At 68.9% G+C, this 20,707-nt stretch carries 21 protein-coding genes; 12 read left to right on the top strand and 9 right to left on the bottom strand.

From position 1 onward, the window contains the following. Window positions 1-9: 9 nt before the first annotated feature. Window positions 10-1,827, bottom strand: a complete 1,818-nt coding sequence (locus tag AU185_RS14245; protein ID WP_059100130.1) for a glycoside hydrolase family 15 protein — start codon at window positions 1,825-1,827, stop codon at window positions 10-12. 5 nt (window positions 1,828-1,832) lie between these two features. Next, a complete protein-coding gene (locus AU185_RS14240) occupies window positions 1,833-2,894 on the bottom strand; it encodes a glucose 1-dehydrogenase (RefSeq protein ID WP_059099813.1) in 1,062 nt (353 codons plus the stop codon). A gap of 239 nt (window positions 2,895-3,133) precedes the next feature. On the opposite strand from AU185_RS14240, the gene AU185_RS14235 reads away from it, so the two are divergent. From AU185_RS14235 to AU185_RS14225, 3 genes are all read left to right on the top strand, one after another. Further along, the gene (locus tag AU185_RS14235; RefSeq protein WP_286131902.1) at window positions 3,134-3,991 is read left to right on the top strand and encodes a SigB/SigF/SigG family RNA polymerase sigma factor; all 858 of its coding nucleotides are present in this window, start codon (window positions 3,134-3,136) and stop codon (window positions 3,989-3,991) included. 14 nt (window positions 3,992-4,005) lie between these two features. After that, window positions 4,006-4,332 (top strand): hypothetical protein, encoded by a 327-nt coding sequence (locus AU185_RS14230; protein WP_231740324.1) that lies wholly within the window; start codon window positions 4,006-4,008, stop codon window positions 4,330-4,332. Window positions 4,333-4,424: 92 nt separating this feature from the next. Then, window positions 4,425-5,504 carry a S1C family serine protease gene (locus AU185_RS14225; RefSeq protein WP_231740325.1) on the top strand — a complete coding sequence of 360 codons (1,080 nt, stop codon included), beginning with the start codon at window positions 4,425-4,427 and terminating at the stop codon, window positions 5,502-5,504. On the opposite strand, the gene AU185_RS14220 is transcribed toward AU185_RS14225, so the two are convergent. Next, window positions 5,501-5,938, bottom strand: coding sequence for a lipoprotein LpqH (locus AU185_RS14220; protein ID WP_059099815.1), 438 nt, complete (start codon window positions 5,936-5,938; stop codon window positions 5,501-5,503). The genes AU185_RS14225 and AU185_RS14220 overlap by 4 nt on opposite strands. Before the next feature lie 144 nt (window positions 5,939-6,082). Between AU185_RS14220 and AU185_RS14215 the strand changes: the two genes are divergently transcribed. Beyond that, a complete protein-coding gene (locus AU185_RS14215; RefSeq protein ID WP_059099816.1) occupies window positions 6,083-6,496 on the top strand; it encodes a lipoprotein LpqH in 414 nt (137 codons plus the stop codon). Window positions 6,497-6,500: 4 nt separating this feature from the next. Here the strand turns inward: AU185_RS14215 and AU185_RS14210 are convergent, their stop codons facing one another. Then, the gene (locus AU185_RS14210; RefSeq protein ID WP_082683894.1) at window positions 6,501-7,826 is read right to left on the bottom strand and encodes a DUF349 domain-containing protein; all 1,326 of its coding nucleotides are present in this window, start codon (window positions 7,824-7,826) and stop codon (window positions 6,501-6,503) included. Window positions 7,827-7,985: 159 nt separating this feature from the next. Between AU185_RS14210 and AU185_RS14205 the strand changes: the two genes are divergently transcribed. Genes AU185_RS14205 through hflX form a run of 5 tightly spaced genes read left to right on the top strand, consistent with a single transcriptional unit; the run spans window position 7,986 to window position 12,837 of the window. Further along, window positions 7,986-8,873, top strand: a complete 888-nt coding sequence (locus AU185_RS14205; protein ID WP_059100133.1) for a DMT family transporter — start codon at window positions 7,986-7,988, stop codon at window positions 8,871-8,873. Between the two features lie 10 nt (window positions 8,874-8,883). Beyond that, the gene (locus tag AU185_RS14200; RefSeq protein WP_059100134.1) at window positions 8,884-9,564 is read left to right on the top strand and encodes a class III extradiol ring-cleavage dioxygenase family protein; all 681 of its coding nucleotides are present in this window, start codon (window positions 8,884-8,886) and stop codon (window positions 9,562-9,564) included. Then, entirely contained in the window at window positions 9,561-10,469 is a 909-nt protein-coding gene (miaA, locus tag AU185_RS14195) for a tRNA (adenosine(37)-N6)-dimethylallyltransferase MiaA (protein WP_059099818.1), read from the top strand. Before AU185_RS14200 ends, miaA begins: the two co-directional genes overlap by 4 nt. Window positions 10,470-10,473: 4 nt before the next feature. Continuing rightward, window positions 10,474-11,346 (top strand): diaminopimelate epimerase, encoded by an 873-nt coding sequence (gene dapF / locus AU185_RS14190; RefSeq protein ID WP_059099819.1) that lies wholly within the window; start codon window positions 10,474-10,476, stop codon window positions 11,344-11,346. 45 nt (window positions 11,347-11,391) lie between these two features. Further along, complete coding sequence (gene hflX, locus AU185_RS14185; RefSeq protein ID WP_059099820.1) at window positions 11,392-12,837, top strand: GTPase HflX; 1,446 nt, start codon at window positions 11,392-11,394, stop codon at window positions 12,835-12,837. A gap of 63 nt (window positions 12,838-12,900) precedes the next feature. On the opposite strand, the gene mbp1 is transcribed toward hflX, so the two are convergent. After that, on the bottom strand, window positions 12,901-13,161 hold the full coding sequence (gene mbp1 / locus AU185_RS14180) for a microaggregate-binding protein 1 (RefSeq protein ID WP_059099821.1): 261 nt from the start codon (window positions 13,159-13,161) through the stop codon (window positions 12,901-12,903). Between the two features lie 610 nt (window positions 13,162-13,771). On the opposite strand from mbp1, the gene AU185_RS14175 reads away from it, so the two are divergent. Beyond that, window positions 13,772-15,853, top strand: a complete 2,082-nt coding sequence (locus AU185_RS14175) for an LGFP repeat-containing protein (RefSeq protein ID WP_172800388.1) — start codon at window positions 13,772-13,774, stop codon at window positions 15,851-15,853. On the opposite strand, the gene lexA is transcribed toward AU185_RS14175, so the two are convergent. Continuing rightward, window positions 15,850-16,542: a transcriptional repressor LexA gene (gene lexA / locus AU185_RS14170; protein ID WP_059099822.1), complete on the bottom strand. Its 693-nt coding sequence runs from the start codon at window positions 16,540-16,542 to the stop codon at window positions 15,850-15,852. The genes AU185_RS14175 and lexA overlap by 4 nt on opposite strands. 219 nt (window positions 16,543-16,761) lie before the next feature. On the opposite strand from lexA, the gene AU185_RS14165 reads away from it, so the two are divergent. Then, on the top strand, window positions 16,762-17,214 hold the full coding sequence (locus tag AU185_RS14165) for a LysM peptidoglycan-binding domain-containing protein (RefSeq protein ID WP_059100136.1): 453 nt from the start codon (window positions 16,762-16,764) through the stop codon (window positions 17,212-17,214). A 159-nt stretch (window positions 17,215-17,373) separates the two neighbouring features. Then, window positions 17,374-17,844 (top strand): transcriptional regulator NrdR, encoded by a 471-nt coding sequence (nrdR, locus tag AU185_RS14160; protein ID WP_059100137.1) that lies wholly within the window; start codon window positions 17,374-17,376, stop codon window positions 17,842-17,844. Window positions 17,845-17,863: 19 nt separating this feature from the next. Here nrdR and AU185_RS14155 read toward each other — a convergent pair whose 3' ends face one another. From AU185_RS14155 to AU185_RS14145, 3 genes are all read right to left on the bottom strand, one after another. Further along, window positions 17,864-18,550: a PhzF family phenazine biosynthesis protein gene (locus AU185_RS14155; protein WP_059099823.1), complete on the bottom strand. Its 687-nt coding sequence runs from the start codon at window positions 18,548-18,550 to the stop codon at window positions 17,864-17,866. Window positions 18,551-18,608: 58 nt separating this feature from the next. Further along, window positions 18,609-19,631, bottom strand: a complete 1,023-nt coding sequence (locus AU185_RS14150; RefSeq protein ID WP_059099824.1) for an alpha/beta fold hydrolase — start codon at window positions 19,629-19,631, stop codon at window positions 18,609-18,611. Window positions 19,632-19,696: 65 nt separating this feature from the next. Then, a complete protein-coding gene (locus tag AU185_RS14145; protein WP_059099825.1) occupies window positions 19,697-20,695 on the bottom strand; it encodes a proteasome assembly chaperone family protein in 999 nt (332 codons plus the stop codon). Window positions 20,696-20,707 lie beyond the last annotated feature (12 nt).

The following is a 20,707-nucleotide window of genomic DNA, read 5'->3' as shown; positions in this document are numbered from 1 at the left end:
GTGGGTTGCCTATCTCGAATCTGTTGCCGGGCTGAGGTTCTGGTCCTGGGGAGCGGCCGAGGTGGTGGTGCGGCTGCCACGCAGCTGCCGCGCGGTATTGATCAACCCCACCAGGCTGAAGGCCTGCGGCGTATTTCCCAGATGCCTGCCGTGCGCCGGGTCGTATTCCTCACTGAGCATCCCGACATCATTGCGCAATCCGAGCAGCCGCTCGAACAGATCGGTGGCCGCCTCCACGCGGCCGATGCCTGCCAGCGCATCGGCCAGCCAGAAGCTGCACGCCAGGAAGGCGCCTTCCCCTCCGGGTAACCCGTCATCGGTTTTCTCCGGCCGATAACGCAGCACGAACCCGCCGTGGCTGAGCTCGGACTGGACGGCGTCGACGGTGCCGACGACCCGCGGGTCGTCCCACGGCAGGAACCCCAGCCGGGGGATCAGCAGCAGCGCGGCGTCGAGCTCATCGGAGCCGTAGGCCTGGGTGAAGGTGTTGCGGTCGGCGTCGAATCCGTTCGCGCACACCTCGCTGTGGATCTCGTCGCGCAGCGCGCGCCACCTGTCGACGGGACCGTCCAGGCCCTGCTCCTCGACGCTGCGCACCGCGCGGTCGACCCCGGCCCACGCCGTCACCTTGGAGTGCACGAACTGCCGTTGCGGGCCGCGCACCTCCCACAAGCTGTTGTCGGGCTGACGCCAGTTCCCCTCGAGGTAGTCGAGCAGCGCGCGCTGAACGTCCCACGCGGTGTCGTTCGAGGGCAGCCCCGCGTCGCGGGCCAAATGGAGTCCGTCGAGCACCTCGCCCCAGACGTCGAGCTGGAACTGGTCGGCGGCGCCGTTTCCCACCCGCACCGGTGCCGACCCCTCGTAACCCGACAGCCACGGCAACGACATCTCGGGCAGCCGGCGCCGGCCGTCGAGCCCGTACATGATCTGCAGCTGCGCCGGGTCCCCGGCCACCGCGCGAACCAGCCATTCCCGCCACTCGCGGGCTTCGGCGACGAACCCCGTGCCGAGCAGCGCCTGCAGGGTGAACGTCGCGTCGCGCAGCCAGCAGTAGCGGTAGTCCCAGTTGCGCATCCCGCCGATCTCCTCGGGCAGCGACGTGGTCGCGGCGGCGACGATGCCTCCGGTGGGCGAATAGGTCAGGGCCTTGAGTAGCACCAGCGAGCGGCGCACCGCGCCTTCCCACGGTCCGGTGTAGGAGCACCGCGACATCCATTCGGCCCAGAACCGTTCGGTGTCGTGCAGGGCTTGTCCGGCGGCGACTGGCTGCGGCCGCGGCAGGTGCGACAGCTGATGGGTGAGCACGAACGGGATGCGCTGCCCGGCCGCCACGTCGAATTCGGCGATGGTGGTCAGGTCGCGCCCCTGGGTCTGCACGGGGGTGCGCAGCCACACCGCGTCGGGCCCGGCGACAGCGGACAGGTCGTCACCGCTTCGGCGGACCCAGGGCACCACGTGCCCGTAGTCGAAACGCAGACGCAGCGTCATGCGCATCGGCACCCGGCCGGTGACTCCTTCGACGATCCGCACCACCTCGGCGGATTCGTCGCGCGGAGGCATGAAGTCGACGACGCGCACCGTCCCCTCCGGCGTGTCCCATTCGCTGTCGAGTACCAGAGAGTCACCGCGGTAGGCCCGGCGGGTAGCCGGCCCGCCGGAGGCCGGCGCCAGCCGCCACGTGCCCGCGGGATCGTCGTCGAGCAGCGCGGCGAAGCATGCCGGCGAGTCGAAGCGCGGCAGGCACAGCCAGTCGATCGCGCCTTCGCGGGAGACCAACGCCGCGGTCTGAAGATCACCCAGCAGGGCGTAGTCCTCGATGGGGGCCATGCCGCTCACCTCGTGCCCTGGTCGAGCGTGACGACCACTTTGACGTCGTCGTCCTGGGCGGAGAAGGCCTCCGCGAATCGGCTCAGCGGCACACGGCGCGTGATCAAACCGGTCAGCCACGCCGGATCGGCCTTGGCCAGCGCCTCGGCGGCCTGACGGTAGTGACGCAGGTTGGCGTTGACCGACCCGACCACCACGTCGTTCTCGAGAACGATCTCGCGGTTGATGCTGCCGGCATCGACGTGCAGCGTTCGCCCGGCCGCCGACACCCCGGTCAGGCAGACGACGCCGTTGGAACTGGTGTTGGCGATCGCATCGAAGACGACCTTGCTGGCGCCGGTGGCCTCGATCACCACATCGGGTTGCAGACGGCCGGCGACCTCGTCGACGTCGGCGTGGTGGTAGGTCGCACCCAGCGCCGCGGCGAGCGCGGGCTTGGGACCGTCGGTGACGCGGTCGAGCACGTGGACGTCGAGGCCTCGTTGCGCGCCCAGCAGCGCGGCGAGCAGCCCGATGGGCCCGGCGCCGGTGACCAGCACCCGCTCGGGCTCGAACCATGTGCGCTCGCCGACCAGGCGGACCTGCTCCCACGCCTTGGCGACCACGGTGGTGGGTTCCATCAGCACACCGACCTCGGCCAGCCCGGGATCGAGCTTCACCGCGTAATCGGTTTCCACGCACCAGAGTTCGCTGCCGAAGCCGTCGAGTGCCTTGATGCCCCGCTCGGTGTAGCGCCCGTTGCGGCACATGTCGAACTCACCGCGCGCACACGCCCCACAGGGCACCGGGTCGGGCCTGCGCACCACTCCGACGACCAGGTCGCCGGTGTGGAAGTCGCTGTCCCCGGGTGCGCGCGCGACCCGCCCGAGCGACTCGTGGCCCAACACCAGCCGGTCGCGGTGTGGCGGCGGCCAGCCGTACTCGGCACGCACGATCTCCTTGTCGGTTCCGCAGATGCCGATCGCCAGCCCTTCGACCAACAACTCGTCTGGACCGGGAGTGGGATCGGCGAGGTCTTCCACTCGCAGCGACTGGGCTTTGGTCGGGTCAACGGTGAGGGCTTGCATGAGGGCACGAGTTCCCCGCGGACCGCGTCCCTATACGTTCGGCGGTCGACCGGCGACGGGGCCAACACCACCTGCTTATGTTTGCTGAAATTGCGAGTCCGGGTTCACGGGTTCTTATCAGATTCCTTTCAGGTTGCGGTATTCCTGCGCCGATAGGCTGCACTTACAGGCCGGTCGACAGCGCCCAGTCGAACAGTGGGCAGCCCGGTCCGACGTCAATACCGAGAGGGGAGGCCGTCATGGTATCGGCCCTGCTGGAGGCTGACAATCGCGTGGATTTCGTGGAACCGATGGGTTACGCGGACGCGGGGGGGACTCACGACGACGACTACGACGACGTGCACCCGCAGTGTTGCGAGCTCCGCCGCACCCCGGAGGGGGCGCGACGGGACTCGCTTCGTTGCCAGATCATCACCAGATGTTTGCCGCTGGCCGACCATATCGCCGGCCGTTTCGTCGGCCGCGGCGAATCGGCCGACGACCTGAGGCAGGTGGCCCGGCTGGGCCTGATCAAGGCGATCGACCGCTACGACCCAGGTAAGGGGCCGTTTCTCGGCTACGCCGTACCGACGATCATGGGCGAGGTTCGCCGCCACTTCCGCGACCACACCTGGGTCATGCACGTGCCCCGCAGGATCAAGGACACCCGCCAGCGCGTGCGCGCCGCCATCGGTCCGATGTCACAGCGTCTCGGCCGAGCGCCGTCGGCCACCGAACTGGCCGCCGAACTCGGTGTCGACCGAGACGAGGTGGTGCAGTCGGTCGACGCGGCCGTCGCGTACCGACCGTCCTCGCTCGACGCGGCGGCCCCCGGTGACGGGAAATCCGAACCGGTCGCCGCACGACAAGGCCTCGACGACCCGCGCTACAACAGCATCGAGGACGCGCTGACCGTCGCCGGACTGGTGAGCACGCTCTCCGATCGTGAACGGCTGATCCTGCGGCTGAGGTTCTGTGAGAACCTGCCGCAGAGTCAAATCGGCCGGCGCCTCGGCGTATCGCAGGTACAGGTATCGCGGCTGCTCGCCGCGACGCTGGAGCGGCTGCGGCAATCTTGCCGCGAGGAATCCGCGGCAATGGGTATGTCAGTCGCATGATTGTGCTACGGATAGTGCTTTTCGTTGGTGTCGTCGCGGCGATCGTCGGCGTCGCGGGCTTGTTCACTCCCGTTTCGGCATCACCCGAGAATCTGACGATCGAGTGCGGCAGCGCCGTGGCGCCCGACCTGTCCGCCGCCCGCGCCCACGACGACGGCAGCGCAGCCAACATCCCGGTTCCCGGTGGGGTGGTCGCCGACACCGACTTCACGCGGCTGTGTCAGATGAATCTCGAGGATCGGCGGATCTGGACGATCACGCTGGCGGTCGCCGGTGCAGTCGCCGCCGCCGGTGCGCTCGCGCTGGGTGCCCGCTGGAAGCGAGGCGCGCGGTCCACGTAGCCGGCCCGTCCACCGCTTCGGCAGTCCGAGCCGCCGCTTACCGCCGGCGGCCGGACCGTGCCGTGTGCATACTGAATTCAGGAGGTAAACCTTTGCAGGCCAAGCATTTTCGCGTCGGAGCGGCTGCCGCGGCAGCGCTCGTGGCGGTCGCCGGCTGCACGGTGCAGTCCAGTACGCAAGACGCGTCGACATCGACTCCGGCGTCGACACCGACTCCGGCATCGACGCCGTTGACCGAGGCTTCCCCGCCTTCGGCGCTGGACCGCACCGGCTACGCCGATCTGGTGGAACGCGTCAGCCCGAGCGTGGTGACCGTCGAGCGCGACGGCGGCGTCGGCAGCGGTGTGGTGCTTCGCCCCGACGTGGTGGTGACCAATGCGCATGTCGTCGGAGACGCCCGCGAAGTGACCGTCATAACCGCCGACGAGGAACGCTCGCCCGGCGTCGTGGTGGGCACGGACGAGGTGACCGACCTCGCCGTGGTGCGCACGCAAGGCCAGGACCTGCCGGTACCGCAGTTCCGTGAGGATCTACCCCGGCCCGGCGAGGTCGCCGTCGCGATCGGGAGTCCGCTGGGGTTCCAGAACTCCGTCACCGTCGGCGTCATCTCGGGCCTGCACCGAGACATCCCCGGCTCGGCGGCGAAAACGCAGTCGTTGGTGGATCTGATCCAGACCGACGCGCCCATCTCGCCGGGTAACTCCGGCGGCGCCTTGCTCGACGCCGAGGGTCGAGTAGTGGGGATCAACGAGGCGTACATTCCGCCGGCGGTGGGCGCGGTGTCGTTGGGGTTCGCGATTCCCGCGGCAACGGTGCTCGACGTGGCGAATCAACTCCTCGCCGACGGCGAAGCCACGCACCCGTACCTCGGTATCTCCCTGGGCCGGCTGACCCCGGCGATCCAGCAGTTGCGGGGCGTGCAGGTCGACCGCGGCGCGTTGGTGACCAGCGTCGATCCCGGCGCACCGGCCGCCCGTGCGGGGCTTCGGCCCGGCGACGTGATCGTCGAGTTCGCCGGCAAGCCGGTGCATTCCGTCGAGGACCTACTCGGTGGCTTGCGCCAGACGCAGCCGGGTTCCGAGCAATCGATGGCGTTCATGCGCGGCGGTGACCGTGAGCAAACGACCGTGACGATCGGTTCGCGTACGGGCTCGCTCTCACAACCGGGCTAGCATCCGGCCGTGATGTCGAACGCCGCGGTCGCCGGGCGGTGACGGTCGTCGGCGAAGTACCCGTAACCGGTGCCGCTGATCGTGATCCGGCCGTTGTCGCGGGTTGCCCGCAGTTGACCGACGCCACCCGTCCACGCGGAACCGGTGAACCCGCCGAGGTCGCGGATCTTGACGACCTGCGCGTCGGGGCCGCCGTCCGTATCGACGATGGCCGTGAAACCCGTGTCGGTGTCCCCGCTTTCGATGGTCAGCAGCCAATTCACCTTGGCGCAGCTGACGTAGTGCCGATCACCGGTGGGATGCGAGTTGATGGACACCGTCGCGGTGCCGCCCATGGTGTCGGGTGAAGCCGGCGGTGGCGACGAGCAGCCCGAGAGCCATGCGGTCAGCAACAGCGCTGCCGCGGTGCGCGCGACGCTGACATCTTCGACCATGACCGGACCTTCGGGAGTCGGGTCAAAGTGATACCCGCAATGGCTGCCGGCCATACGCCGGAGGTATACAGCAAATCTCCGTGGGGAATGCGAATGTCAACGCCCGGCGAAGACGAGTAGCCGGGAAGTCATCGAGGCGGCACCATGGACAAACGATTCGCCGTTGCAACAGCAGCCGTGCTGATGATCCCGACGGGATGCGCGTCGGGCCCGGAACTGCTGGCCAAGCACCTCGTCCACGTGAGCATCGACGGGAAGGACGCCGGCGGGCACCTCGTCGAGTGCACCCAGGTGGGGTGGCTGTGGAATCTCGAGACGCTCGAGCAGACGCCCGGCCTCATCGCTCAGGTTCGCACCGGAGATCCGGTCGTCGCACGATCGGTGCAGATCAACAACCTGGGCGGGTTCACGGGCAGCTATTGGGACAAGACCACCGGCGAGGCCGAAGCCAGCCTGGTGGACGGCAAGTTCACGATCACCGGCACGGCGGTCGGGTTCTTCCACGACGATCCGGGCGAACGCACCAAAGCGCCGTTCGAGATCTCCACCGACTGCTGAGCACTCAGCGGCCCTTGCTCAGGGCCTCGGCGGCCGCGTCGGCCCACTGCCGCCACTGTTCGGCGCTGGCCCGCGCCTCCGCGGCGTCCTTGTCCCGCCCGGCCGCGGCCGCCTTCTCGGCCTGGCGCTCGAATTGTTCTGCGCGCGCACGGAACTGGTCGGCGCGCGCCTGCGCTTCCGGGTCCACGCCGTGCGTCGGCGCCTCGCGCACCTTCTTCTCGATCGCCCGCAGTCGCCGCTCCAAGTCGGCGCCGCGCTCGCGGGGCACTTTGCCGATCGCGTCCCACTTGTCCCCGATCACGCGAAGCGCGGCCCGCGCCGCATCGAGATCGGAGGTGTCGATCTTCTCCGCCTCGGCCAGCAGCGCCTCCTTGGCCTCGGCGTTGGCGCGGAACTCGGCGTCGCGTTCGGCGGTGACAGCGTTGCGGGCGGTGAAGAACTTGTCCTGAGCCGCCTTGAACCGCTGCCACAGCGCGTCGTCGACATCCTTGGCCGCGCGGCCCGCCGCCTTCCACTCGGTCAGCAATTCGCGGAACGCCGCGCTCGTCGGGCCCCAGTCCGTCGAATCGGCCAACTCCTCGGCGCGCACGCACAGCGCCTCCTTGGCCTGGCGGGCACCGGCGCGCTCACGGTCGAGTTCGGCGAAATGCGAACCGCGCCTTCGGTTGAACTGCTCGCGCGCGGCCGAGTAACGCTTCCACAGCGCGTCGTCGGTCTTGCGGTCCAATCCGCTTATTGTGCGCCACTCGTCGAGAATCTCGCGCAGCCGGTCGCCGGCGACCTTCCATTGGGTGGCGTTGGCGGCGAGGTCCTCGGCCTCGGCGGCCAATGCCTCCTTGCGGGCGGTCTGGGCGGCGCGGTGCTCCTCGCGGCGCGCTTTGTCGGCCTGCGCGGTCTCGTCGGCGTGGGCGATGATCGCCTGCAGTCGGGCGGCGATCGCGTCGACGTCGCCGAGCACATGAGCGGTCGGCAGTGTCTCGGCCAGCGCCTGGGCGGCCGCCTTGATCTTGCGGGCGTCGCCGGTGCCGGACTCCAACCGGCGTTCCATCAGCGCCACCTCGGTGTGCAGATCGTCGAAGCGCCTACCGAAGTGCGCGAACGCCGCCTCGGTGTCGCCGGCCTGCCAGGATCCGATGACCCGCTCACCTGAGCCGGTGATGAGCCACACCGTGCCGTCGGGGTCGACGCGGCCGAACCGGTGCGGATCGCTGGACGGCGGCGCGGCCACCGTCGGCGCGGGGCGCCCTGGCCGGGGGACGGGACGCGGCGGACCGGGCCGGGGAGCGGGTTTGGGCGAGGAGGACTGGCCTCCTGGCTCGCTGGTCGTCATGTCCCTATCCTCGTGCCCTCCGCGCGGACCACCGCGCACCTGCCGCGCACCGCGGCGCCTGATCGCTGTCGAACGCTATTCAAACAGGTCGCCGCGACGCATGCGCACGGGTTTCGCCAGGACTTGCCTAAGCTCAGCGGCTGTGGCGAGAGCACTGCGATGACCGGACTGAACGGGGAGGCGGACCTCGCTGCTCTGCTCGCGCTCGGCGCGGCGTTGTTCGTCGCGATCGGCGATGTGATTCACCTGCGCCAGGCCCAGGAGGTCACCGACGAATCGGTCAGCCACATGGCGCTGTTCGCACGGCTGCTTCGCGATCGGCGGTGGTGGCTCGGTAGCGCCGTCGCGGCCGGCGGGTTCGCATTGCAGGCTGCGGCGCTGGGCCTCGGTTCGGTTTTGCTCGTGCAGGCGCTGCTGGTCACGTCGCTGCTGTTCGCGCTGCCGATCCACGCCCGGCAGGAGCGGCGCCGGGTGACGCGCTGGGAGTGGACCTGGGCCGTGCTGCTGGCGGCTTCGGTCGCGGTGATCGTGACTGTGGGCAACCCGACCGCGGGCCACTCCCGCGCCTCGTGGGAGACGTGGGCGGCGGTGGTCGCCGTGCTGGGTCCGGCGCTGGTGCTGTGCGTGATCGGCGCCAGCATCTGGAAGGGCCCCGTGAGCGCGGTGTTGCTCGCGCTGGCGTCCGGGGCGCTGTGGGGCCTGTTCGCGGTGCTGACCAAGGGCGTGGTGGACCGGCTCGACGACGGGCTGTGGGAGCTGCTGCGCACGCCCGAGTTGTACGTGTGGGCGCTGGTCGCCCTCACCGGGACGGCATGGCAGCAGGCGTCCTTCCGGGCGGGGTCGCTGACCGCGTCGCTGCCGACGATGACGGTCGCCGAACCGATGGTCGCGTCGGTGCTCGGGGTCGTCGTGCTGGGAGAGGCGCTGCGGCCGGGGGAGGCGGGTTGGCTGACGTTGATCGCGGCCGTGACGGTGATGGTCGTGGCGACCGCCGCGCTGGCCCGTGGCGAGGCGGTCAGCGCGGACCGGGCCGTCGCCCCGCATTAGCGTGGACGGCGTGCTGAGCGCGATCGCGATCGTCCCGTCGCCACCGGTCATGGTGCCCGAACTGGCCGCGGGGGCCGCCCCTGAGCTGGCCGATCTTCGCGACGCCGTGTTCACGGCGGTCGCCGGGCTGCCGCCGCGCTGGATCGCCGTCGGGGTAGGGCACACCGACGCCGACATCGGTGCCCACCGTGTCGGCACGTTCGCCGGCTACGGCGTCGATCTGCGGGTCTCGTTGTCGCCCGGCGCCGACGGAGACCCGGCCGCACTGCCGTTGTGCGCGTTGATCACCGGTTGGGTGCGCGGTGCGGCGCGCGCCGACGCCCGCGCCGACGTGCGGGTCTACTCCGACGCGCACGACGCCGACACCGCACTGGCCCGCGGCAGGCGGTTGCGGGCCGAGATCGACGAGGCCGCCGACGCCATCGGGGTGCTGGTCGTCGCCGACGGGCTGACCACTTTGACCCAGTCCGCGCCCGGCGGTTTCGACCCCGAATCCGTCTCCGTGCAGGCCGAGCTGGACGAGGCGTTGGCGACTGGCGACGCCGCGGCACTGGCCCGGCTGCCCGGCAACGTCGTCGGCCGAGTGGCCTACCAGGTGCTCGCCGGCCTGGCTGAACCGCGGTCGGCCAAGGAGCTCTACCGCGGCGCGCCCTACGGCGTCGGGTATTTCGCCGGCGTCTGGCAGCCGTGAACCGGCCGATCGCGATCGTCGGCTCGACCGGCACCGGCAAGTCGGCGCTGGCGTTGGCCGTCGCCGAGCGGCTCGGCGGCGAGATCGTCAATGCGGACGCGATGCAGATGTACCGCGGCATGGACATCGGCACCGCGAAGCTGACGGTCGACGAGCGTCGCGGCATCCCGCACCACCAACTCGACGTGCTGGACGTGACGGAAACGGCCAGCGTCGCTCGTTACCAGCAGGCGGCCGCCGCCGACGTCGAGGCGATCGGGAATCGCGGTGCCGTGCCGGTGGTGGTCGGCGGCTCGATGATGTACGTCCAGTCGCTGCTCGACGACTGGACCTTCCCGGCCACCGACCCGGCGGTGCGCGCCCGGTGGGAGCAGCGGCTCGCCGAGGTCGGGGTGAGCGCGCTGCATGAGGAGCTGGCGCGGGTCGACGCCGACGCCGCCGCGGCCATCATGCCCACCGACGCGCGTCGCATCGTGCGCGCGCTCGAGGTCGTCGAACTGACCGGCCAGCCGTTCGCGGCGTCGTTCCCGCCGATCGGCACCCCGCGCTGGGACACCGCGATAATCGGGCTCGATTGGGAGACAACGTCTCTGGACGACCGGTTGGCAAAACGGACCGACAAGATGTTCGCCGACGGGCTCGTCGACGAGGTGCAAACACTGCTCGCTCGCGGACTGCGCGAGGGTGTCACCGCCTCACGGGCGCTGGGTTATGCACAGGTGCTCGCCGACCTCGACGCCGGTGGCGACGGCACCGCCGCCCGGGAACCGACGTTCGTCGGCACCCGACGCTACGTCCGGCGGCAGCGGTCGTGGTTCCGCCGCGACCACCGAATCACCTGGCTCGACGGCGCCGCATCGGATCTGGTCGAGGACACGCTGCGGGTGTGGCGCGACGTACCCTGAACACGTGAAGTTCGCCAAGGGACACGGCACGCAGAACGACTTCGTGCTGCTCCCCGACATCGACTTCGAGTTGAAGCTGTCTCCGGAAGTGGTGGCCGCACTGTGCGACCGGCGCCGCGGGCTGGGCGCCGACGGTGTGCTGCGGGTGACCACCGCCGAAGCGGCCCGGCGAGCCGGGCTGTTCGAACAGCTGCCCGAGGGCGTCGAGGCCGAGCACTGGTACATGGACTACCGCAACGCCGACGGCTCGATCGCCCAGATGTGCGGCAACGGCGTGCGGGTGTTCGCCCATTACCTGCGTGCCACCGGCTTGGAGCCCACCGATGAGTTCGTGGTCGGCTCGCTGGCTGGCCCGCGGCCGGTGGTGCTGCACGACTGGGACACGACGACCGCCGACGTCACCGTCGAGATGGGCAAGGTGAACCAGTTGGGTGGCGGCGAGGCGATCGTCGGCGGACGGCCGTTCGCCGGCCTGGCGGTGGACGTCGGCAACCCGCACCTGGCGTGCGTGGACCCGGACATGACGCTCGAAGAGTTGCTCGCGCTCGATGTTGCAGCGCCGGTGTCGTTCGACGATGCGCAGTTCCCCGAGGGCGTGAACATCGAGGTCCTGACGGCGCCCCACGACGGTGCGGTGTCCATGCGGGTGCACGAGCGCGGCGTCGGGGAGACCCGGTCATGCGGTACCGGCACCGTCGCGGCCGCGGTCGCGGCGCTGGCGTTCTCCGGTGTCACCACCGGCACCCTCGACGTGCGGATTCCGGGCGGCGAGGTCTGCGTCACCATCACCGAGGCCAGCAGTTACCTGCGTGGCCCGTCGATTCTGGTGGCGCACGGCGAGCTGTCCGAGGAATGGTGGAGCGTTGCGCAACGTTAATTGGGGTGCATGAAAAGTGATCTCCGTGCGAATCTCTATTCGCCCATGACGTATCCCGATTTCCCGATCCGCGACACCCCGAGCGCGGGCGAGCTGGCCCTCGAAGACCGCACGGCGCTGCGCCGCGTGGCCGGTCTGTCGACCGAACTCGCCGATGTCTCCGAGGTCGAGTATCGCCAACTGCGCTTGGAACGCGTTGTGCTGGTAGGGGTTTGGACCGAAGGCAGCTCTGCCGACGCCGAGGCCAGCCTGGCCGAACTGGCCGCGCTCGCCGAGACCGCCGGCTCGGAGGTGCTCGAAGGACTGATTCAGCGACGGGACAAACCGGACGCCTCCACCTACATCGGCTCGGGGAAGGCCGCCGAACTGCGCGAGATCGTGCTCGCGACCGGCGCGGACACCGTCATTTGTGACGGTGAACTCAGCCCCGCCCAGCTGACGGCGTTGGAGAAGGCGGTCAAGGTCAAGGTGATCGACCGCACGGCGCTCATCCTCGACATCTTCGCCCAGCACGCGACCAGCCGGGAAGGCAAAGCGCAGGTCACGCTGGCGCAGATGGAGTACATGTTGCCCAGGCTGCGCGGCTGGGGCGAGTCGATGTCGCGACAGGCCGGCGGTCGCGCCGGCGGAGCCGGCGGCGGCGTGGGTACCCGCGGTCCCGGTGAGACCAAGATCGAGACCGACCGTCGCCGCATCCGCGAGCGGATGGCCAAACTGCGCCGAGACATCAAGGACATGAAGAAGATCCGCGATACGCAGCGCAGTGGCAGGCGCCGCAGCGAGGTCCCGTCGATCGCCATCGTCGGATACACCAACGCGGGCAAGTCGAGTCTGCTCAACGCGCTGACCGGCGCGGGGGTCCTGGTCGAGAACGCGTTGTTCGCCACCCTCGAACCGACAACGCGCCGAGGCGAATTCGCCGATGGCAGGCCGTTCGTGCTGACCGACACGGTCGGATTCGTGCGCCACCTGCCGACCCAGCTGGTGGAGGCGTTCCGCTCCACGTTGGAAGAGGTCGTCGACGCCGATCTGCTGGTGCATGTCGTCGACGGGTCCGACGCCAACCCGCTGGCCCAGATCAATGCGGTGCGCGAAGTGGTCAACGACGTCATGGGAGCCGCTCCGGCGGCGACATCGAGCGAGGCCGACCACGACGGCGCCCCGGCACCGGAACTGTTGGTGGTCAACAAGATCGACGCCGCCGACGGTCTCACTCTGGCACAGTTGCGCCGCGCCCTGCCTGATGCCGTGTTCGTTTCTGCCCGCACCGGTGACGGGCTGGATCGGCTGCAGCAGCGGATGGCGGAATTGATCACGCCGACGGACGCGATGGTCGACGTGACGATCCCGTACGACCGAGGGGATCTGGTGAACCGGGTGCACGCCGACGGGCGGGTCGACGCCACCGAGCACACCGCTGAGGGCACTCGGATCAAGGCCCGGGTGCCGGTCCCGCTGGCCGCCGCCCTGCGCGACTACGCGACGTTCTAAACCGTCCCCACAAGCGAAGAGGCGCAGAGGGATTGCCCCTCTGCGCCTTTCCTGTGGTCCGAACTAGTCGCGCTCGCCCGATGGCCGCTGCTCGGCCTCTTGACGCTTCTCGGCGGTCTTCGCGGCGGCGCGGGCGCTCTCGGCTTCGGCTTCCTTCTGAGCGGCGTTGCGCTGCGCGTCTGCCTTGTCCTGCTGCGCCTGACCCTCGCGGTACAGGTCGTCGCGGCCCGCGACGGCACCGAGGACCTCTTTGGCCTTGCCTTTCACGCCTTCGACGACACCCTTGACGGCTTCTTCTGGCCCACTGTTGTTCTTGTCGGACACGGTGTTCCTCCCCTTCGGTTCGGTAGTGGCCCAGGGGTTCCCTGAGCGCGTTGTCCGGCAAACGAAGAGTGGGCTAGGTCACACTCCTTTGGTCGCTGGATGTCGAACCATTCCGCTGTCGGGTACTGCGCGCCAGAACGAGCTCTGATTGGGCTGATCGAGATCCTTCCGTCGCAGCCGATCTGTTCGGCTCGCTGTGTCGGCGATCAGCCGCCGGCGGAGGGACGATGTCGATCAGATGGGCTCAGCGCCGTGGACGAAATCGTATTCGTCGGAAATGCACGCGGAAATGATCATCGGGGGACTCGCAATTGCGCGCTGGCTACGGGTATATCCGTGATATCGCGTGGCACGAGGCTCCAACGGTGCACACGCGCAAACTGTTTGGGGTTCGCAGACGGTGGCGCATGGGCAAAGTCATCGGCCTCGGGCTTGGGGTTGTTTCCAGACAAATCCGAGCGGCACGGCGGGGTTATCCACAGCGAACGGGGGATTGGCGGGTATTTTCTTTCCAAGATCGGCGTGTTCGTTGGTTATTGACGTCTGCTGACAACACAGTTGACGGGCGCGAAATCTTCGAGCGAAATTTCGTGCCGACCAGGGAGGACGAATGATCGGGCAGAACAGCCGAGGCACGACGGTGTGGGGCCGGATGGCGATAGGTCTGCTCGCAGCCGTCGCCCTGCTCTTGGCGCCGGTGGCCGGCGCGACGCCGGAATCCGATGCCGCCAATGCGGCCATCACGGCGGCCTGGGAAGCCAGCGGCGGCGACGGCGGCCCGCTGGGACCCAAACAGGGCGATGTGTATCCGGCGGGTAAGGGCTTCGCGCAGAACTTCGCCGGCGGCAAGATGTTCTTCACGCCCGAGACCGGCGCCCACTACATGCGCGGCGCCATCCTGGAGAAGTACGAATCGCTCGGTGGGCCCGCGGACAGCGACTTGGGTTTCCCCACCATCGACGACGGGCCCGGACGCGCTCCGGGCAGCTTCAACTCCACGTTCAGCGCCAGCGACAAGCCGGTGATCTTCTGGACGCAGGAGACCGGCGCGCGGGTGGTGCGTGGCCCGATCAACGCCGCGTGGGACAAGTTGGGCGGCTCGACGGGAGCGTTGGGAGTGCCCGCCGGCGACGAGACCTACCGCGGAGATCTCATCTCCCAGAAGTTCACCGGCGGCGAGCTGACCTACAACACCCGCGACAAGACGTTCACCACCGTGCCGCCCGAACTGGCCGAGCAGTTGACCGATCTGCAGGTGCCGGACGATCCGACTGCGCAGATCAATGCGGCCCGCCGCGCTGCCGGCGGACCGCTGGGACCGCTCGGCGCCGCGGAAGGACCGCCTTATCAGATCGGCGAGGACGGCCTCGGGCAGAACTTCGCCGGCGGCAAGATCTTCTACAGTCCGGCCACCGGCGCGAGGGTGGTCACCGGTCAGGTTCTCGCCAAGTACGAAAGCCTCGGTGGGCCCGAGGGGGAGCTCGGGTTCCCGGTGTCCAGCGAGGCCGACGGAGGACTGCCCACCGCAAGTCGCGTGGCGAGGTTCGCCGCCGAAGACAAGCCGGTGATCTTCTGGACGCCGGATCATGGCGCGGTCCTGGTGCGCGGCGCGATGAGCGCAGCCTGGGACAAGCTCGACGGCGCCGAGGGCAAGCTCGGCGCACCGGTGGCCGACCAGACCGAGAAGGGCGACGTCGTCACCCAGCGGTTCAGCGGCGGGGTGATCTCCTGGGACCGGTCGACCGGCGAGTTCAGCACCGAGCCGGCCAATCTGGCGGCCGGGTTGGCCGGCCTCGAGGTGCCCGCCCAGCAGACCCCCGAAACACCGGGCGCGCCGCAGGCCTCGGACTCCGCCGGCGACAACGGCTGGTTCGAGTGGAGTTGGTGGTGGCTGCTGGCGATCGTGCCGGTGCTCGTGCTCCTCGCCCTGGTGGCGTTCGCGGCCATGCGTAACCGCCGCCACGGCGCCGACGATCATCCCGGCTTCGACGAGGACTACGGCCGGTACGGCGCCGACGGCGAGCCGGTCTACAGCACGGCGGGCGCCGGGGAGCAGGCATCCAGCGGCGGCGACTACTCCGCGGCGATGTTCGGCGACCGGTATGCCAGCGAGGGGCTTGGGGCGCTCGCACCATCGGGGGAGTCTGCCGGCTCGTCCTTCGACCCCTGGGGGGCGCCGCAACGCGGCGACGAGGCGGCAGCGCCGGGCCACGCCGCCGAGGGCGTCGACGATGGCCTTGGCGAGGGTCTCGGCGAGGGCGCTGGCGAGCCGGAGGAGAATCCCGACAACGTCGATACAGCCCCGACGCTGATACCGCCGACGGTCGTCGAGCGCGATACGACCGGCGAACCGATCGACGGACCGATCGATGACGAGCCTTCCGCCGGACACGATACGTTCGCCGAACCAGTCGAACCTGAGTCCGAACCCGAACGCTTCCAACGGGATCCACTGACCGACACCGGCCGTCACGCCAAGATCATCGTCGACGAACCGGAAGTGCCGAGTCCCGCATTCCGCCTACCGGTCGGCGGTTCCGATGAGGCGCCGCAGGGATACCCGATCAAGGCCGACACCCAGTCCGGCCGGTACTGGCTGCCGGGCACCGCCGACTACGACGAGGTGCGCGCCGAGATTTGGTTCTCCAGCGAGGAATTCGCGCGCACGAACGGGTTCGTCAAAGCCGACTAGATCTTCCGGATGACGGTGACGACCTTGCCGAGAACCGCGGCGTCGTTACCCGGGATCGGATCGAAGGCCGGGTTGTGCGGCATCAGCCACACTTGGCCGCGGGTGCGCTTGAACGTCTTCACGGTGGCCTCGCCGTCGATCATCGCGGCCACGATGTCGCCGTTGTCTGCGACGTTCTGCTGACGCACGACCACCCAATCGCCGTCGCAGATCGCCGCGTCGACCATCGAGTCGCCGACGACTTTGAGTAGGAAGAGCGAGCCCTCACCCACCAGCTCGCGCGGCAGCGGAAAGACGTCCTCGACAGCCTCTTCGGCGAGGATCGGCCCGCCGGCGGCAATCCGTCCGAGCACAGGCACGAACGTCGGCTCCGGTAGCGCGTCGGAGCCCGCGACCTCGGTGGCGACGATGGCGGTCACTGCCTCGTCGGCAGCACGCACGTCGACGGCGCGCGGTCGGTTGGGGTCACGCCGCAGGTAACCCTTCCGTTCCAGGGTGCGCAGTTGATGCGCCACCGACGACGTCGAAGTCAGCCCGACTGCGTTGCCGATCTCCCTGATGCTCGGGGGATAGCCGCGTGTGGTGACCGATGTCCGGATCACGTCGAGAATGGTGCGCTGGCGTTCGGTTAGGCCATCGAGTGCCCGCCCCCCGCCGGCGCCGTCCGAAGTACCGCTGCTGGAATCCATGACGCCGAATGTAACCCGCGGCACGCGATTAATCAAACATGTGTTCGAGGTGTGTCGGACCATTTGAGCCCACTTGAGCCCCCCGAAAGCGGACCCAAATTTTTTGTCGGTGGCCTGTTTTATCGTTGGCAACAGTTCGATCACATGTTCTATCGCTCGAACGCATGAGCGAGTATGTTCGAACACAGGAGCGAAAGCAGCGGACCGGAAGGCATCACGATGACGACTCTCGACACCAGGGAATTTCAGGGCCCGCCGGTGGTCAGGCCCCGTATCAGGCCCACCGACGCCCGGCGGGGCCCGCGGCCCGGCAGGCCCCGCGGAGCATCGGTCCGGTACCGCGGTACCGGCGTGCTGATGTCGCGCGCCTCGCACCGCCGGCGGCCCATCACCCCGGGCACCACGGTGCTCCTGGCGCTGGTGGCCGCCGGGATCACGGTTTGGCTCGGCCTGGTGGCACAGTTCGGCGGGGTGGTCGGCGCCGGCGCGGAAGCCGTTCCCGATCGGCTCGCAGTGGTCCAGGTGCAGAGCGGCGAGAGCCTGCACCAGGTGGCGCAGCGGGTGGCGCCCGACGCCCCGGTGGGTCAGGTGGCGGACCGGATTCGCGAGCTCAACCAGCTCGACTCGGCTGCGCTGGATGCGGGGCAGACGCTCATCGCCCCGGTCGGCTGATCGCCGGCCGGCTCGTGGAACGCCTGGCGCGCAATCGTGTTCACCGACAGATCGTCGGCCTACGTGCCGATCACCCCGGTCACGGGTTTCAGGAGCGTGCCGCAGGTACGCTCGGAGAGGTTCGAGTTGGTCGTTTGTTGGCGCGGCGAAGGAGCGGTGATGCATTGTCCGTTCTGCCGTCACCCCGATTCACGAGTGGTCGACTCGCGTGAAACCGACGAAGGTCAGGCGATCCGGCGGCGGCGCTCCTGCCCCGAATGCGGAAGACGGTTCACCACGGTGGAGACCGCGGTGTTGGCGGTCGTCAAACGCAGCGGTGTCACCGAGCCGTTCAGCCGCGAGAAGGTGGTCAAGGGCGTACGTCGAGCGTGCCAGGGCCGCCAGGTCGACGACGATGCGCTGAACCTGCTGGCGCAGCAGGTCGAGGACACTGTGCGCGCCGCCGGTTCGCCCGAGGTGCCGAGCCACGACGTGGGCCTGGCCATCCTGGGCCCGCTGCGTGACCTCGACGAAGTGGCGTACCTGCGCTTCGCCTCGGTGTACCGGGGGTTCACCTCGGCGGAAGACTTCGAGCGCGAAATCGAGGCGCTGCGCGCGCATCGCGATTCACCGCAGCCGACCGCCAGCTGAGCAGCCGCAGGGGCGAAACTCAATCGATCTGCTTGACGCCGTCGCTGACGACGCGGCCCGCGACGCGCACCCAGCCATCGGGGCTCCACTCGGTGTGGATGTGCGAACCCTTCCCTTGCACGATCGTGAGGTCGCGGCTCAGATAGTCGGTGATCCGGACGGCGGCGGAGCCGGTGGCCTCGTCCTCGGGCACGCCGAGGTCGGTGGCGAACATCCGCGCCCGCACCATCCCCTGTTCCCGGTCGACCCACGTCCACAGGTAGTGGTTGACGTCGTCCGGGTAATCGGCCGGGTCGGCAGCGAGGAGGTCGTCGACGGAGGCGACGTCGTGGACGGCGAATTCCGGCGCCCACTCCGCTCGCGCCCTGACCGAGGTGAGGTCGTCGGTGTAGGACACCTGCACAATGCCGGCGTGAACCCTCAGCGTGTGAATTGGCGTGCCTCGTTCGCGAAGCCACCAGGCCGCGCCGACGGTGGGATGTCCCGCGAACGGCAGTTCGACGGCCGGCGTGTGGATGTGGGCGTGCGCCGTGCTGGTGCCGGCTGTCGGCAAATCGATGAATATCGTTTCGCTGTAACCCAATTGGGTCGCTATCCGTTGGCGGGCGTCCGGGTCGACGACGCTGGCGTCGATGACGCCGAGCGGGTTTCCGTAGTTGCCGTCAGGGTCGGTGAAGACGCGCAGCACGCTCACGTCGATAGCCATGGGGCCGATGCTACTTCTTAGTGGCATCGCAGCGGCGAGGCCGCGGTCGGTCCGGCGGTCAGGTGGCGCTGCGCTCGTCGGCGCCGATCGCGTCGAGCACCGCGACCCGGGTGTCGACCGAGCCGGAGATCGTGCCCTGGTCGACGCCCGCCCGTAACAGCCCGCGTAGGTACTCCTGGTCGTAGACCGCTGGTTCGGTGCCGTCGATGAACTTCTCCACCACCTCGACAAAACGGTCAGGGTCGTCGTGGAACGGGAAATGGCCGGAACCCTCGAAGATTTCCAACCGCGAACCGGGCATCGCGGCGTGTGCCATCCGGGCGTGACTTACCGGGATCACGGCGTCACCGCTGCCCCAGATCAATTGCACCGGAACCGATTGCGTCAGGTAGCAGCGGTCCAGCATGGTCACGACCTGACCGCGCCAGTCCACGACGGCACGCAGTGTGCGGGCGAACGCCGAAGACGCAGTCGGTTCGGGCAGGTCATTGAGAATGCGCAACACCTGGGGCAGGTCGCGGCCCAGGCCGGTGGATCCGAACACCCCGCCGGCGACGCGGCCCACCACCTGCAGTGTCGGCAGCACCAGCGGCAGTCGTAGCAGCGCCAGTGCCTCACTGCCCATCGGCAGCGAAGCAAAGCGCAGCGCGATGTTGACGTCCCTGGTGACCCCGCCCGCTCCGACCAGGATGAGCCGGTCGACCAGTTGCGGGAACTGGTAGGCGAACTGCATGGCCACCCCGCCACCGAGGGAATGACCGATTACCGTGACCCGGTCGATGTCCAGGACGCTCATCAGGTCGCGCATCCCGTTGGCGTAGGCGGCGACCGAGTAATCCGCGCGCGGTTTGTCGGATTTTCCGTGGCCCAGAAGGTCGGGCGCGATGACGGTGAACCGCTGGGCGAGCTTCGCCTGCACCGCATTCCAGGTGGTGGAGTTGTCGCCGATGCCGTGGATCAGCAGGATCGCGGGGCCCGAACCCGCCACGCGGTACGCCCGGCGATAGCCGTGGATGGTGCGGTACTGCAGGATCGGCGTCAGTTCCCGTACCGGGCGGAGGTTCGGCTTTCGCGCGGCCATTGCGCCAACTTAGCTGGCGTTCGCGAGACGCGCTAATTATTGACGCTGATTGTCGAGCGACGTGGTCAACCGGCGTCGTCGCCGTCCTGGAACGGATCCCTGGACTTCTTCTCGGCCTGCTGGGCGAGGAACCGTTCGAACTCCGCGCCGAGTTCTTCGCCGCTGGGCAGGTCCTCGTCGCTGGCCAGCAGCGACCGGTTCTCCTGGGCGGCGACGAAGGCGTCGTACTGGCGCTCGAGGGCGGCCACCACCTGCGCGACCTCGGGGCTCTGTTCGACCTGCTCGTTGATCTTGGCCAGCACTTCGGCACCCGCCGCCACCAGTGCCTCCAGTGGGATCTCCAGCGAAGCGTTCCTGGCCACCTCGGCGAGCAACGCCTCTGCCGCGGCGGGGTAGTCGGTCTGCGCGAGGTAGTGCGGTACGTGCACGGTGAACCCGACGGCTTCGTGTCCGTGCTGCGACATCCGGAACTCGAGCAGATTCGACACGCTGGCGGGGACCTGTACTTCTCCCACCCACGGCTGGTGGTCGGCGATGAGCTCCTTGTCGCTGGAGTGCGCGGTCATGGTGATGGGTCGGGTGTGCGGCACGGCCATCGGGATGGTGCCCAGTCCGACGACCCGGCGGACGTCGAGCCGTTCGGCCAGTAGCCGAACGGCGGTGATGAACCGCTCCCAGCGCAGGTCGGGTTCCAGCCCGGCGAGAAGCAGGAAGGGGGTGCCGACGCTGTCGCGCATCGCGTACAGGTTGAGTTCGGGGTCCTCGTAGTGCGTGAAGTGGTCGGTCTTGAAGGTCATCAACGGACGTCGGGATCGGTAATCCAGCAGCTCGTCGATCGCGAACGACGCCACCAGCTCGGTGTCGAGCGTGTCTTTGAGGTGCTGGGCGGCCAACCGGATGGCGTGTCCGGCGTCGGAGAACCCCTCCAGGGCATGGATGAGCACCGGGCCGCGGCCATCCGTCGAGGACAGTTGGGGTGCGGGGAACTCCAGCTCATACATGCCGGATTGTTCCGGCTGGTAGTGCTGGTCGGGGTTACCAGGGTGTTCTGGGCGGTCAGCCATCGAACCTCGCCT

The sequence above is a fragment of the Mycobacterium sp. GA-0227b genome, from assembly GCF_001499855.1.
Taxonomy (GTDB): domain Bacteria; phylum Actinomycetota; class Actinomycetes; order Mycobacteriales; family Mycobacteriaceae; genus Mycobacterium.
The sequence above is the reverse complement of the archived record's forward strand: the minus strand, read 5'-3'. Positions and strand labels throughout refer to the sequence as shown.

Coding starts and splice junctions, on each gene's coding strand:
- AU185_RS14175 (WP_172800388.1), top strand. CDS start 13,772: ATGATCGGGCAGAACAGCCGAGGCACGACGGTGTGGGGCCGGATGGCG.
- AU185_RS14205 (WP_059100133.1), top strand. CDS start 7,986: ATGACCGGACTGAACGGGGAGGCGGACCTCGCTGCTCTGCTCGCGCTC.
- hflX (WP_059099820.1), top strand. CDS start 11,392: ATGACGTATCCCGATTTCCCGATCCGCGACACCCCGAGCGCGGGCGAG.
- AU185_RS14155 (WP_059099823.1), bottom strand. CDS start 18,550: ATGGCTATCGACGTGAGCGTGCTGCGCGTCTTCACCGACCCTGACGGC.
- AU185_RS14215 (WP_059099816.1), top strand. CDS start 6,083: ATGGACAAACGATTCGCCGTTGCAACAGCAGCCGTGCTGATGATCCCG.
- AU185_RS14145 (WP_059099825.1), bottom strand. CDS start 20,695: ATGGCTGACCGCCCAGAACACCCTGGTAACCCCGACCAGCACTACCAG.
- nrdR (WP_059100137.1), top strand. CDS start 17,374: ATGCATTGTCCGTTCTGCCGTCACCCCGATTCACGAGTGGTCGACTCG.
- AU185_RS14235 (WP_286131902.1), top strand. CDS start 3,134: ATGGTATCGGCCCTGCTGGAGGCTGACAATCGCGTGGATTTCGTGGAA.
- AU185_RS14150 (WP_059099824.1), bottom strand. CDS start 19,631: ATGGCCGCGCGAAAGCCGAACCTCCGCCCGGTACGGGAACTGACGCCG.
- AU185_RS14240 (WP_059099813.1), bottom strand. CDS start 2,894: ATGCAAGCCCTCACCGTTGACCCGACCAAAGCCCAGTCGCTGCGAGTG.
- AU185_RS14245 (WP_059100130.1), bottom strand. CDS start 1,827: ATGGCCCCCATCGAGGACTACGCCCTGCTGGGTGATCTTCAGACCGCG.
- lexA (WP_059099822.1), bottom strand. CDS start 16,542: ATGGATTCCAGCAGCGGTACTTCGGACGGCGCCGGCGGGGGGCGGGCA.
- AU185_RS14220 (WP_059099815.1), bottom strand. CDS start 5,938: ATGGTCGAAGATGTCAGCGTCGCGCGCACCGCGGCAGCGCTGTTGCTG.
- AU185_RS14210 (WP_082683894.1), bottom strand. CDS start 7,826: ATGACGACCAGCGAGCCAGGAGGCCAGTCCTCCTCGCCCAAACCCGCT.
- AU185_RS14165 (WP_059100136.1), top strand. CDS start 16,762: ATGACGACTCTCGACACCAGGGAATTTCAGGGCCCGCCGGTGGTCAGG.